The sequence below is a fragment of the Trichocoleus sp. FACHB-6 genome (genome assembly GCF_014695815.1).
GTDB lineage: Bacteria > Cyanobacteriota > Cyanobacteriia > Cyanobacteriales > FACHB-T130 > Funiculus > Funiculus sociatus.
This window is the reverse complement of record NZ_JACJOY010000077.1, coordinates 27,100-40,790: the sequence shown is the minus strand read 5'-3', so window position 1 is coordinate 40,790 and position 13,691 is coordinate 27,100. Positions and strand designations below refer to the sequence as shown.

Genomic DNA, 13,691 nt, shown 5'->3' with positions numbered 1-13,691 from the left:
ACAATTACTTAATGAAATTAACGGCTGGCGCAGTCCTGAAGAACGGCAAATATATCCTAGGCACCCCCCTGGATCAAGGTATCTTTGGGATTACCTACCGGGCGACTCATGTCAAATCAGGGCAAACGGTCGTCATCAAAACCCTTAATGAGAGCCTATGGACTCATCCCAATTTTGAGCGATTTAGGCAGCAATTTGAGAGTAGCGCCCGTCGCCTTGCTAAAGTCAAGCATCCTCACCTGGTTAGGGTTCTCGACCTTTTTCAAGAGTCCCGACAGTCTTTTATCGTAATGGAGTACATCGAGGGGCAGACTCTGGCGGAAATCACAGATATTAAGCCCCTGCCAGAAGAAAAAGCCATAGACTATATTCGTCAAATTGGCAATGCCCTGAGTTTAGTCCACAAAGCAGGTTTACTGCACCGGGATATCAAACCGCAAAACATCATCCGCCGTCAGGATACTGATGATGTGGTGCTGGTAATTAGTATTGCCGGAGAACTGACACCAGGAATGATCCAAACTCACGCCAGCTTGGTGAGTCCTGGTTATGCTGCAATTGAACAGTATTTTCCCAAGAAAAAGCGTACCCCAGCAACAGATATTTATGCTTTGGCGGCAACTCTGTATTGCTTGCTGACAGGTGAACCCCCAATTCCGGCATCGTTAAGAGAGAAAATTCCTCTACCAGATTTGCGGCAGTTGCAACCAAATCTGGGTGAAAAAGCGATCGCTGCCCTTGGGAGTGGCTTGGAAATGAAAGCCGAATCTCGTCCCCAAACGGTAGAAAATTGGCTGGCCCTGCTGCCTTCTAGCAGTATCCCAGAGATTCCCCCAATAGCCGTCCTGCCTCAGCCCCCAGTCCCCAGTCCCCAGTCCCCAGTCCCCAGTCCCCAGCCCCCAGCCCCACAGAAGCAGAAGCAAGAACAAGATATTACCAAAGGGGTGAACTGGAATTTAAGCCCAAAATTGGCAGGGAAATCCCGCCCCTACAAAACACAAGTCAGCACAGCCCCGAAAAAACTCAAAACTCCAGTAAAGACGAAGCGCCCCATCGCCCCAGTCAAACTGAAAATCTCCTTACCGAATTTTAAACCTCAAGAGGCGATTCATCGCCTCTCTACAAAACTCAGTAAGGTAAAGATTACCCCAGCCCTACCAAACTTAAAACCGCCAAAGCTCACCCCACCCAAGACGTTAATGATGACAGCTGCGATCGCTACCTGTGCTGGTGCTGGGTTTGGCTTGGCAATTCGCTATCATGCCGCCATATCACCCGGTTCTTCTATCCTACACACCGAGCAATCCTTTCCCCCCCGCAACGACTGGCCGATATCAGATATCCCTGAGCCTACTCCTCAAAATAGCTTGCTATCACCGCCATCTGCTATTGTCATCCCAGTGGCACCCGCTCCAGTGACACTGCCATCTGAGCTGCAACCTCAGCTATAGGTAGTATTGAGAGCAATCAAGTTATAATTTGTAACGGACGCACATTAAAATTTTCCATGAATAATCCTGTAGTTCATGCCTTTTTTGTTGGCAGAGCAGTAGCGGAAGCAGTTAACGAGCAGGTAGAGAACGCTCTAACCAATGCTTTTTCGGAAATTGGTAAATTTGATGCCGAACAACGAGAGTCTCTGCGGCAATTTACCATAAAAGTCACCGAACGCTCGGACGCTCAAATGGAAACTGTCATGCGGGGGCGAACCACTACAACCATTGTGCCGCAGGGTAGCCAGCCCGTAGATTTGCAAGCGACAATTGATGAACTCAGAGCAGAAGTTGCTCGTTTCCGTTCCGAGTTACAGCGCTATCGCAGCCGTTCTGTGTGAATGTGTAGCACAGGCATCTCGCCTGTGTGTTCTGAGTAAAAATTCAGTTTTGTTGGTTGTTAATTATCCAAATCAAAACTCAAAACTCCATTTCTGTGCGCCAAGACCTTTAATAAACCAAGTTTTTAGGAATCCGAGTGTCAGCCTATCCTAGTGACCCTGTGAAATCCAAGGCAAAAGCGGCTGTTGTGACAAGTAAACAGCGGGCTGTCGGTAAAGCCCACACGGATCAGGCTTACCGATGGAATAGCGATCGCTATTCCCGCCAACGCCGCTTTATAGACATTTGGGGCTTTGTTTTAAGCCTCATGTTTAGAATCTGGCGCTACAACAAATCTTGGAGCTATCCCGGCGGAATCACCGAGGCAAAACAAGCCCAAAGACGCACAGCGCAAGCAATCTGGATTCGAGAAACTTTCTTGGATTTGGGCCCGACTTTCATTAAAGTCGGGCAGCTGTTCTCTACCAGAGCCGATTTGTTCCCCTCAGAATATGTAGAGGAACTTTCCAAGCTGCAAGATAAAGTACCCGCTTTTAGCTACGAACAAGCAGTAGCGATTGTTGAAAAGGATTTAGGGAAAAAAATCCCAGAGCTTTACAAAAGTTTTGACCCAATTCCCCTCGCCGCAGCTAGTCTGGGGCAAGTACACAAAGCAACTCTACATAGCGGCGAAGAAGTCGTAGTCAAAGTACAGCGTCCAGCATTGCGGCAGCTGTTTAACATTGATTTGCAAATCCTCAAAGGAATTGCCCGTTTCTTTCAAAATCATCCAGAGTGGGGCCGGGGCCGCGACTGGTTGGGAATCTATGAAGAGTGCTGCCGAATTCTCTGGGAAGAAATTGATTACCTGAATGAAGGCAGTAACGCCGATACATTTCGTCGTAACTTTCGCGCCTATGATTGGGTAAAAGTACCGCGTGTCTACTGGCGGTATACATCTCCACGGGTGGTGACTTTGGAGTATATTCCAGGGATTAAAATTAGCCACTATGAAGCCTTAGAAGCAGCTGGACTAGACAGGAAGGAACTCGCTCAAATGGGCGCAAGAGCTTACCTGCAACAACTCCTCAACGACGGGTTTTTTCACGCCGACCCTCACCCAGGAAATATAGCAGTAAGTGCTGAAGGTTCCTTGATTTTCTATGACTTCGGGATGATGGGGCGCATCAAGTCCAACATCCGCGAACAACTAATGGAAACGCTTTTTGGCATTGCCCAAAAAGATGCTGACAGAGTAGTAACATCTCTGGTCGAACTGGGGGCTTTAGCGCCAACAGACGATATGGGGCCAGTACGGCGCTCGGTTCAGTATATGCTGGATCACTTCATGGATAAGCCGTTTGAAAACCAATCAGTAGCTGCCATTAGCGAAGACCTCTATGAAATTGCCTACGACCAACCGTTTCGCTTCCCAGCAACTTTCACCTTTGTGATGCGAGCGTTCTCTACTTTAGAAGGTGTAGGAAAGGGCTTAGACCCAGAATTTAACTTTATGGAGGTTGCAAGACCTTTTGCAATGCAGATTATGACAGAGAGTAATGGAAGCGATCGCAACAGTTTTCTCAATGAACTGGGGCGTCAAGCAGCTCAAGTCAGCAGTACCGCTTTGAGCTTGCCCCGGCGCATTGAAGATACGATTGAAAAATTAGAGCGCGGCGACCTGCGAATTCGGGTGCGATCTATAGAATCAGACCGAATTATGCGGCGGATGAGCAGTATTCAGCTCTTAACCAACTATACTTTACTAATCAGTGCTTTCACCCTGTCAGCCACCATCCTATTCGTTAATGGTCATGTCGGGCTGGCGGTGGCAGTTATTCTGGTTTCAGTTGCTTTGGGGTTTGTCCTGATCCGCCAGCTCATGCGCCTCGACCGATTTGATCGTATGTTTTGATTACTGTAAAGTAAAGTTGCTGATGCCAGCGGATCATTTATGATATGTCGCTTCACGGGCCTCTCCGATCCGGGACTTGTTCGTTCCGTAAACCAGGATGATTACCACATCGATCCTGATGGGAGATTTTTCATCGTTGCTGATGGCATGGGAGGACACGCAGGAGGCCAAGAGGCGAGTCAAATCGCTACTCACGCCATTCATACCTATTTGAATGAGCATTGGCATTCAAGTGAGTCTTCTCAAGCTTTATTAGAAAAAGCCTTTTTCGAGGCGAATCACGCCATAATCCAGGATCAAGACGATCATCCAGAGCGCTCAGACATGGGTACAACGGGCGTAGTGGTGGTTTTCCGGGAAAATCAGTCCTGGGTAGCTCACATTGGCGACTCTCGCCTTTATCGGCTCCGAAGCTCCAAGCTAGAGCAAATTACTGAGGATCATACCTGGGTAGCGCGAGCGATGAAAGCAGGGGAATTGACCCCAGAACAAGCTAAGATGCACCCCTGGCGTCACGTTTTGTCCCAGTGTCTAGGTCGTAAGGATTTGCGTCAGATTGATATCCAACCGATGGATGTGCAAGCGGACGACAAGCTGCTGCTGTGTAGTGACGGACTCACCGAAGAACTTTCGGATAATCTGATTGGGACTTACCTTAAATTGTCCTCCTTGGAAAAGGCAGCCGAGAACCTCGTTCAGGCGGCTAAAGATAAAGGGGGTAGAGACAATATCACCGTGGTGATTGTGGCACTTGACTCCTCAAGCGGTGATTAGTCATTCGTCAGCTACCTATAACTAGAGCTAACCGCTACGAACAAATGACTGAGTAAATCTACTCAGTCATTTGTTCGTACTGAGCAATTTTGCCTTTGACAACTTGATAAAACTACATCAGCTCTGGAATTAAAGTCTCCGGGCTGATTTTCATTCTTTTGGTATAACAGAAGTACACATTAAGAGAGATGGGCAGTTTGTCAAATAATTGTTATCTTTCGTAATAAGAGCAGAAACAAAACCTGTTCGTCCCCGTCAAGCCTTACTACTTCGGTGCTTCATCTAGTAAACAACACACTCACTCTAAAGTCGGAGTTAGCTATGAACCAACCTATACAACTGTCTCTGGAACAACAATTCAGTATTCGCTCTTTTGAAACTCAGGTGGAGAATATGAGCCGAGAACAGGCTCAGCACTTCTTGGTTAAGCTCTACGAACAAATGATGATGCGCGAAGCGACATACAAGCATCTTCTAAAGCACCAATGGGGCTTAGAGCCAAATGCTCAATTTGAGTAGAGCATCCCGTGTCGCAGTAGGCGACCTCCGTCTCTTGCTTTGTTCCAAGAAGGAAAGAAGCTGGGGATGCCGGGGCGTCAACTTTAGTTCAAGTTTCGATAAAGCGTATTTTTTAAAACTGTTTACCGTTAAAACCGCTACTTATTTTATTTGCTGAAGTATAAGATTAGATTTTTTGATTAGTTTGTTCAATTACGCACTTCAGCAAGAAAATATTCCGGTCTGGAATTTGGAAGTTGCTTAATTTACACCAATCTTTTAGCTAAAAACTCAAACACTGTTGGTTAGTTTGAGGTAACGAAACTAAAACCCAAACGCATTTTTGAGTGCTGGGTAACAAAGGGCCACAAGCCCAACCTACAATTATTTTTAACTTTTTATCATCCTGAGATATCTGAAGAATAATCTGATGTTTGAATAGATTCAAGCTTGATCAGAATCTTCGGCTTTAGCTTCTCGAACTCCTGCTTGAGAAGACTTTTACTCATCTGCGGTTGGGCTGCTGATACTAAAGTCTGACTGGTATTTGCCCATTCTTGCAGCATTTGGCGTTGCAGAGGGGCAATCGTGGAGGTCATCACATTGGCACAGCGAGGGGGTTCTTCTAGGGCAAAGAATAAAATACGGTAGCACCCGCTTTCGCCTAACTGTCGCACCATTTGCTGACCCATCGGGGTTTTTAAATCTAGGTAGCAAGAGAGCCAACGCGGGCCAAGTTCGCGGTTGTAGAGGGCGGTAATCCACAGCAGCATTGGATGGGGAGACATCAAAAACAGAAACTGGTTGTAGCGGGTGCTGATGACACGATTGTGAATTTCTTGTTTATGCAGCATTACCCAGAGGGTTGCTAAACTCTCTTGGCTAGTGCGAAGCAGATGGGGAAATACAATTTCTGCAATGGGTTTGTTTTTGGGCCAGGAAGTTAAGCGACAGACTTCATCAGCTGAGGGTAGATGCTTGGGTTTAGGCTCAGCGACAACTGGTAGTTTGGATAAAACTGCACCAATGCGCTGACCAAGTTGCCGACCTTGGCCAAAGCGTTGTTCTAAAGGTTGTAATGCTTGTAGGACTTGCGCGGCGGTTTGCGGGCGATCGCTTGGTGCTTTGGCAAGACAGCTAAGTACCAAACTTTCTAATGCCTTTGGCAATTTTAAATCCGGGTTAACTGACTCAAAGGTTCTAGGAGGTACGAAGTGATGGGCTTTGTACCAACCGCCAAATGAGTGAGTTTCTGCCATTAAGGGCATTTCACCTGTGAGCATTTCAAACATCATCACGCCCAGACTATAAATATCAGAGCGATTATTGAGTTCTCTACCTTCCATTTGTTCGGGAGAACAATACGCCAGAGTACCCATAAAGGAGTTGGTCTGAGAACTATCTGATTGGAGCAGTTTGGCGATGCCAAAATCCAAAATCTTGACCAATTCACCTAAAGTGGTGTCTTGAACGATGGAAATATTGCTCGGCTTAATATCCCGATGAATAATTGGGCAGAGTTCGCCATCTAAAAGAATGCCTTGGTGAGCGCATTGTAAACCTAAACAAATTTGACGAGTTATATTTAAAAACCTCGGCACGGATAGGGGACGATCTCTGAGAACGTCGCTAAGGCTATCTCCTTGCAGAAATTCCATCACGTAGAACGGGATTTCGGTTTCGTCTACGCCATAATCCCTGACTCGGACAATGTGTATGCTTTGTTCTCCCAATACAGCGCAGATGGTGGCTTCTCGCTCGAAGCGATCGCGCATTTTTTGATTCAGCAGTGTCTGGGAGAGAAACTTGACGGCTACGGTGACACCTCCCAGTAACATATCTTTGGCTTGATAAACTCTGCCCATTGCGCCTTTACCTACCAACTCCACGAGTTGATAGCGATTAGCGAGTAAGCGACCATTGTTGGGATCTGGCGTCATAGTTAGGCTCCTAAAACGCGGAGCATCTGTCGGGGAGGGATTGGGGACTGGGGATTGGGGATTGGGGACTGGGGATTGGGGAGAGATCAATTACCAATTCCCAATTTCTAATCCAAAATGGTATAACGGCTTTTACCAAAAACCAGGAAGTTTCAAGTCTTAACGACAGAACTTACACCGCATCATTTATTTGCCCTAATCCCTATAGGTAAGGAGGCGAGGGCGTAAATTCTAAAAGATGAAAGCTTAAGGGCGAAGCCTCAAGTCTATAAAATGAGACGGTTATGAGTTTCTAGACAAAGAGCGAGAAAAAACTAGAGGTGGAAATTTACTGGTTGATATTTCATACTTTAATATTTCACACTTTATACTTCACACTTTATACTTTTTGCTGACTGCCCGCACCCCAAAGCGAGTGAGCGATTAAGAATAGTTTGATTCTGGCAGACGCTCTAGGGTACCCTCCATCGTGCTGGTTAAAAAATGACCTGCCATGATGCCACTGGATAGGTAGTAGGTGTTGTCGTTCATCCTGTGCAGGGTTTCAAAGCCACTGCGCCGTTGGCGATCGCCTAATACCCAGTAGCGCTGAACAATTGATTCTGGCGTAACCCAGCCCTCGCCTTCAACGCGACCTAAGACGTTGTGCTGTAGAACAAAGGTATATTGGCGATCGCCTGCATCAAAACGCCCGCGATACTGCAAAGAAATTTCCTGGCGATCGGTACTAGGAAAACTTAGCATTGTCACCATTGTGAACCAATTTTCTCTACCCCAAGCTACTAAGGTTCTGCCTCTCACGGTGATTGGCATCTCGTTGCGCTCCAGCCAAGTTCCCTGTAGCCTCCAGCGTCCTGCCTCCATTAAAAACGTGTGACCCACGCTTGTCTACCTTGCTGCCTATATGAAACACCGCCAGGAACTATTCTTCCGTTGCAGGCAATACGGTTGGGATCGGGCGTGGGTTCAGGGAAGAGTGGGAGAGTGGGAGAATTTTTGAACTCAACCTCTGATCACTCTCATCCCATGATGCCACCACCTCTAGATATCCACATTAACCCTATTGCCGTTCCCGGATAAAATTAGATTAAAAGCGGCAAGTAAATTTAGTATAACCGGACTATTGTGACGAACAATCCCATATACTTTTGTGGCTTTATGCCCTCGCTGATTTTAGTATTATTACTCACGAGAGCGAAGAACTGGGATTGTACAGACGCAATAAATCGCGTCTGTTGTTTTGAGTTTTGAATTAATAATTCCTCACCTTGCGTCTTTTGAGTTGTGGGGAAGATGGACATCGCCCAGCAGCACTGCTTTATCAGCACCTGTGACTTGGGGAAGGTTGCCGGGAATTCCTAGATTACGCCAGTATGCTAAAACGGCGAAGGCGATCGCTTCTTTAAAATCGGCACTCACACCAGCTTCATCCGTTGTTAACACCGGAACAGGCTCCAGAGTTGCTTGTAGGCGTTGTTTTAAGTAGAGATTGCGGCTGCCGCCACCACACAATAACACCTCGTCGGGCATCCGAGGCAGAAAAGTCCGGTAGCTGTGAACAATTGACGCAGCGGTGAGTTCAGTCAGCGTTGCCAACAAGTCAGATGTACTAAGCTCATAAGCCGAAGCGTCTGCTATACAGTGTTGTAGATATTCAAAGCTAAATAGCTCTCGACCCGTAGATTTGGGGGGTGACTGCTGGAAGTAGTCTTGGCTTAGCCATTGGTCAACCAACGCCTTACAGGGAGTACCTGTTGCCGCCCACGCACCGTCTTGATCGTAGGTTTTGCTTCCATTGGTAAAATGCTGCACCGTTAAGTCTAGAAGCGCATTTCCCGGCCCAGTGTCCCAGCCACGGATGTCTTCTAGCCAGTTGCCCTGACGCGCTGGTAGATAAGCGACATTACCGATACCGCCGATATTTTGGACACATCGGTGCTTGTCGGGGTGGCTCAATAAATAAGCATCTACTGCTGGTACCATAGGCGCACCTTGTCCACCGACGGCAATATCCGCAGCCCGGAAATTATTTACAGTTGGAATACCTGTCAGATGGGCAATTAAGGCACCCCGACCTAGTTGCAGACTGTACCCCATTTTGGATTTTGGATTTGGGATTTTTTTTAATCCAGAATCTAAAATCGGCAATTCCAAATCGTCTGTGGGCGGGCGGTGGTAAACGTTTTGTCCGTGGGAGCCAATTAATTCGGCGGTCGGGTTGCCGTTTTGGATGTTTTGGGCGGCTTGTGCAAAAGCGGATGCGATCGCATCATCTAATTGGGCAAATTCTGCCATTGACAAAGATGCCCCGCCACAAACCTCTAGAATTTGCTTGGACAGGGCATCTGGGTAAGGATAAGTAGCTCCAGCTAACAAAGTCACTTCTATATCCAAGTCTTTACCAGAAATTTCCACTAAAGCAGCATCAATACCATCTACTGATGTGCCGCTTATCAAACCAATTACGCGCATCATTTAAGCAATAAGAACTGAAATACCTTTTTAATTTTCCCTACTCGCTGTGCCAAATTCAAATTAATTTTATCTACTTGTAATGAAAACTATATTCTAGAAATGTGCAATATTAATTGGTAAACCGCTACATTCAGAGGGCAGCCCATGACCTCAGCCGAGACACCATTTGCCGTCGGTTTTACCCTTCCCGACCACACCCAGTTACCAGAGTCGGATGGCACATTTGGGAAAAACTTTCAAGAACATCCTCAGAGCATTCTACTGACAGACTCTATAGAGCCAGTCTTAGTGCAACTGCATCCCGATAGTCAATACTGCATCGGTCAAGATAGCGGTATCTATTGGCGGATAACAGAACCCCCAGAAAGAGGAGCAGAAGCACCAGACTGGTTTTATGTGCCGAATGTCCCGCCAACTTTGAATGGTAAAGTGCGGCGTTCTTATGTCTTGTGGCAAGAATACGTTGCACCGCTAATTGTGCTGGAGTTTGTCTCAGGGGATGGTTCCCAAGAACGAGACAGAACGCCGATAACTGGCAAATTTTGGGTTTACGAGCAGGCGATTCGCGTTCCCTTCTATGGCATCTATGAAGTAAATCTGGCACGAGTGGAAGTGTACCAATTAATTAACGGGCGCTATCATGTGATGCAGCCTAACGAGCGCGGACACTATCCCATCGAGCCTTTAGGGGTAGAATTGGGCATTTGGCAGGGTCAATACATGAATATGGAACTCCCGTGGTTGCGTTGGTGGGATCACGAAGGGAAGCTCCTGCTCACAGGGTGGGAGCGTAACCAACTGGCAGAAGAACGCGCTGAACGCTTGGCAGAACGGTTAAGAGCTATGGGCGTTAATCCCGATGAGTTAACTTAGGGGATTGGTAATTGGAAATAGCTAGGAGCTAAGAGTTAATAACTCCTAACTTTCCATCACCCATCACATCAAATTCAGCGGGTCAACATCAATTGTCAAGCTGACTGAGGACGGGCAAAGAAAACGCAATTCGGTAAAATCTGGCAAATGTGGCAGCGAATCCGGCGCAAACTTCAGCATAATTTGCCATCTGTATCGATTCGCCACCCGTAAGATAGTAGCGGGTGCTGGCCCTAATATCTCGTAACCAGCGCTATCCTCATCTTTCTGAGTAAGCGTTGCTGCCAACAATTCGGCAGTTTCCTGAACTTGGGCAGGATCAGTGCTGCTTAGCCGCAACAGAATTAAACGCCCGTAGGGGGGATAGTTCAGCGCCTCTCGTTGTTGTAATTCTGTCTCGATAAAAGACTGGTACTCGTGACGGCGTACTGCCTGAATTACTTGATGCTCTGGGGTGTAAGTTTGAATAATTACTCGACCGGGGTCATTGCCTCGACCAGCACGACCTGCAACTTGTGTCAAGGTTTGAAATGCTCTTTCTGAGGCTCGGTAGTCGGGTAAATTTAGCAAACCATCGGCGGCGACAACTCCCACGAGTGTCACCTGAGCTAAATCTAGACCTTTGGTGAGCATTTGAGTCCCCACTAACAAATCGGCTTCCCCATTAGCAAAGCGGGTCAGCAGGGTTCGGTGAGCGCCTTTGGTGCGGGTGGTGTCGCTATCGAATCGGATGAAACGCAATTGGGGGAAAGCTTGCGCTAATTCTTGGGCGACTCGCTGAGTACCGCTGCCGAAAAATTTCAGGTAGGGGGAACCGCATTCGGGACAGGATTGAGGATGCGATCGCACAAAGTTACAGTAGTGACATCGCAACAGTTGGGCCGCATCCTCATGGGTGTGGTGATAAGCCAGAGAAACATCGCAGTGCGGACACTCCACCACATACCCACAGCTGCGACAAGAAACAAAGGTACTGTGTCCCCGACGATGGATAAATAAAATCCCCTGCTGTCCTCGTTCTTGCAGTTGTTGCAGTCCCTCAGTCAGCGACCGACTAAAAATGGATCGATTCCCCTGCTGCAACTCAGAGCGCATATCTACCACTTCTACAGGTGGTAGCGGGCGCGATTGAATGCGTTCTGGTAATGAGAGGTAATGGGTGATTGGGGGTTGGGGATTGGGGATTGGGGATTGGGGATTGGGGATTCCCTCAATCCCAGACTCTCGGCTGAACCCCTGGTTAATATTCACCCAGGTTTCTAAAGAGGGTGTGGCGGAACCTAAAAGTAGGGGGCAATTTTCCAACTCAGCACGCCAAGTAGCGACGGTGCGGGCGTGGTAGGTTGGCGCTGGTTGGTCTTGCTTAAAGCTGGAGTCGTGTTCTTCATCTAAGATTATCAGCCCCAGTCGCGGTAAGGGGGCAAAGATGGCTGAACGGGTGCCAATTACTACTTGAGCTGCACCTGCGAGCATTTGCCGCCAAGTATCATAACGTTCGCCGTCGGAAAGGGCGCTGTGATAAACGCAGACTTTATTGCCAAAACGGGCGCGGAATCGGTCGGTTAGCTGAGGCGTAAGACCAATTTCTGGCACTAGAACGAGTGCTGATTGTCCTGATTCTAAGATGGGCGCGATCGCTTGTAAATACACCTCTGTCTTGCCACTTCCCGTCACCCCATGCAACAGCACCTCAGAGAACCCAGATAAATTTGTGATGACTTCCAATGCCTGAGCTTGGTCATTTGTCAACTCTTTCGGTTGATCCTCAGCTAAAGCGGGTTCTGCTGCACTCCGCAACATCTCTCGCTCTTGAATTACAACGCAACCTTTTTGCTCCAGGGTCTTGACGGTGGATGAACTGGCGTTGCAAATTTGCAGCAACTCTGTCAGCCATAAATCACCGCCGCGTCTTCGCAGCACTTCCAAAATTTCTCGTTGGCGTTGCGTCACATCTATCGGGAAGACATCCACAACCAGCGTTACTGCTTTCTGTAACTTTGGGCGTCCTTTTCTGGGCGGTTCTAGGTAACTTTCTACCAAGTTATTCCGCAATAACTCCCGTACTGCTCGATATGCTCCTCTGACTTGACGTTGCAGGTAGGCGAAGCTATAGTCTCCAGCACTTTGAGCTTGCAGGATTTCTAGAATTTGACGAGCCGCTGGACTAAGGTATTGGGGATTGGGGATTGGGGATTGGGGATTGGGGATTGGGGAATCTCTCTTGTCTCCTTTAATAAGGCGGATTCTTCGCTGCGATCGCCCTAGCAATCCTGGTGGCAATGCTACCCGAATCACTTGAATTAACTGAGTATAGTAATATTCAGCTACTCGGTTGAGCAGCTGCCAGTAGCTAGGCGGGAAAAACCCAGCACTGACCACATCCTCAACATCCTTTATTTTGGCGCTGTTCAGTTCCGGTGGTGGTGCGTCTTTTATGCGGATAGCGATCGCTCCCAGCACCTGCGCCCCAAACGGCACACTCAGAATATCCCCCGGCTGCACTTGCAACTCACTTGGCAAGCGGTACGTATACAATTTCTTTTGCGCTTCTGCCTCTGGACAATCTACCAGCACTTCAACCCACTGATTCTCTGGAGAACCAGACTGGTAGGACGCTCTACTCTCCAGCGCACTGCCTTGTAGTACGAAATTGGGATTTGACGACATACTCTTTCCCCTCCACCTTGGCAGTCGGATGCCATCACCCGGCAAACCCCTTCCTTGCGCTTACTGTAACCAGTTAATTTTAGCTGGCTGTTGACCTTTCAGGGATTGGGGATTGGGGATTGGGAAAAGTCTTACCTAGTCCCTAGTCCCCAACCCCCAGTCCTAAGTAAATTTGCTACCCTCTATCTATCATGCAAAGAGCGCATCTGTGTTTTTCTCCCTATTGATAGAGAGCGAAGCTAATAATTATATGAGATCCTGTTGGCATAACCAATTAAATTTTAAAAACTTTTAGAATCGCTTAGTTACAACAGGAGGCAGCAAAACTATCAAAAATCCCAAACATAAGCATTTGCTATAAGTTATTTCAAGGAATTTTATCCACGACGTGAAAGCTAAAGGCAACCGTCTGATAGACTAAAGCTTTACCTTCATTTCTCCTGATTTTTTATCCAAATCTCCACCAAATCTAAAGGAATTATATATTCTGTAATCAGGAGAACAATCAGAAAAGAATATTTTGGTAGCCTAAAAAAGCAATTTGCTTTCTCAACAGGTGGGAAAAAGACATTTTGATTGTTTCAATACTGGTAGCTGATTTACTTAAGTCATTATCAGATAAATGAACAACAAAAATAGCAGAGAAGTAAAAAGGAGAAATAAAAATTGAGCCTTGATTCTTTGCTTAGAGAGCTTGTCTTCAGTCCGTCATGGATATGTACAAAGAGAGCAATC

General features: G+C 47.2%; 10 protein-coding genes. 6 read left to right on the top strand and 4 right to left on the bottom strand.

The annotated features are described in order from the left end of the window. The first annotated feature begins 11 nt into the window (after positions 1-11). The 5 genes from H6F66_RS14775 (at position 12) to H6F66_RS14755 (ending at position 5,022) form a co-directional block, all read left to right on the top strand. Positions 12-1,451, top strand: a complete 1,440-nt coding sequence (locus H6F66_RS14775; RefSeq protein WP_190422542.1) for a serine/threonine-protein kinase — start codon at positions 12-14, stop codon at positions 1,449-1,451. Positions 1,452-1,507: 56 nt separating this feature from the next. Then, on the top strand, positions 1,508-1,834 hold the full coding sequence (locus H6F66_RS14770) for a DUF6825 family protein (RefSeq protein WP_190422540.1): 327 nt from the start codon (positions 1,508-1,510) through the stop codon (positions 1,832-1,834). A gap of 188 nt (positions 1,835-2,022) precedes the next feature. Continuing rightward, the gene (locus H6F66_RS14765) at positions 2,023-3,729 is read left to right on the top strand and encodes an AarF/ABC1/UbiB kinase family protein (RefSeq protein WP_347269391.1); all 1,707 of its coding nucleotides are present in this window, start codon (positions 2,023-2,025) and stop codon (positions 3,727-3,729) included. A 39-nt stretch (positions 3,730-3,768) separates the two neighbouring features. Then, complete coding sequence (locus H6F66_RS14760) at positions 3,769-4,503, top strand: Stp1/IreP family PP2C-type Ser/Thr phosphatase (protein WP_190422538.1); 735 nt, start codon at positions 3,769-3,771, stop codon at positions 4,501-4,503. A gap of 321 nt (positions 4,504-4,824) precedes the next feature. After that, positions 4,825-5,022, top strand: a complete 198-nt coding sequence (locus tag H6F66_RS14755) for an NblA/ycf18 family protein (protein WP_190422536.1) — start codon at positions 4,825-4,827, stop codon at positions 5,020-5,022. Positions 5,023-5,402: 380 nt separating this feature from the next. Here the strand turns inward: H6F66_RS14755 and H6F66_RS14750 are convergent, their stop codons facing one another. The 3 genes from H6F66_RS14750 to H6F66_RS14740 form a co-directional block, all read right to left on the bottom strand. Beyond that, positions 5,403-6,941, bottom strand: a complete 1,539-nt coding sequence (locus tag H6F66_RS14750) for a serine/threonine-protein kinase (protein ID WP_190422534.1) — start codon at positions 6,939-6,941, stop codon at positions 5,403-5,405. A gap of 423 nt (positions 6,942-7,364) precedes the next feature. Continuing rightward, positions 7,365-7,823, bottom strand: a complete 459-nt coding sequence (locus H6F66_RS14745; protein ID WP_190422532.1) for a hypothetical protein — start codon at positions 7,821-7,823, stop codon at positions 7,365-7,367. A 381-nt stretch (positions 7,824-8,204) separates the two neighbouring features. Continuing rightward, positions 8,205-9,416 (bottom strand): anhydro-N-acetylmuramic acid kinase, encoded by a 1,212-nt coding sequence (locus H6F66_RS14740; RefSeq protein WP_190422530.1) that lies wholly within the window; start codon positions 9,414-9,416, stop codon positions 8,205-8,207. Between the two features lie 144 nt (positions 9,417-9,560). Between H6F66_RS14740 and H6F66_RS14735 the strand changes: the two genes are divergently transcribed. Further along, positions 9,561-10,289 (top strand): Uma2 family endonuclease, encoded by a 729-nt coding sequence (locus H6F66_RS14735; protein WP_190422528.1) that lies wholly within the window; start codon positions 9,561-9,563, stop codon positions 10,287-10,289. Positions 10,290-10,352: 63 nt separating this feature from the next. Here H6F66_RS14735 and priA read toward each other — a convergent pair whose 3' ends face one another. After that, the gene (gene priA / locus H6F66_RS14730) at positions 10,353-12,956 is read right to left on the bottom strand and encodes a primosomal protein N' (RefSeq protein WP_190422526.1); all 2,604 of its coding nucleotides are present in this window, start codon (positions 12,954-12,956) and stop codon (positions 10,353-10,355) included. Positions 12,957-13,691: the final 735 nt, after the last annotated feature.

Bases quoted from the DNA above. Each gene is read 5' to 3' on its own strand.
- priA (WP_190422526.1), bottom strand. From the start codon at position 12,956: ATGTCGTCAAATCCCAATTTCGTACTACAAGGCAGTGCGCTGGAGAGT.
- H6F66_RS14755 (WP_190422536.1), top strand. From the start codon at position 4,825: ATGAACCAACCTATACAACTGTCTCTGGAACAACAATTCAGTATTCGC.
- H6F66_RS14760 (WP_190422538.1), top strand. From the start codon at position 3,769: ATGATATGTCGCTTCACGGGCCTCTCCGATCCGGGACTTGTTCGTTCC.
- H6F66_RS14740 (WP_190422530.1), bottom strand. From the start codon at position 9,416: ATGATGCGCGTAATTGGTTTGATAAGCGGCACATCAGTAGATGGTATT.
- H6F66_RS14775 (WP_190422542.1), top strand. From the start codon at position 12: ATGAAATTAACGGCTGGCGCAGTCCTGAAGAACGGCAAATATATCCTA.
- H6F66_RS14770 (WP_190422540.1), top strand. From the start codon at position 1,508: ATGAATAATCCTGTAGTTCATGCCTTTTTTGTTGGCAGAGCAGTAGCG.
- H6F66_RS14735 (WP_190422528.1), top strand. From the start codon at position 9,561: ATGACCTCAGCCGAGACACCATTTGCCGTCGGTTTTACCCTTCCCGAC.
- H6F66_RS14750 (WP_190422534.1), bottom strand. From the start codon at position 6,941: ATGACGCCAGATCCCAACAATGGTCGCTTACTCGCTAATCGCTATCAA.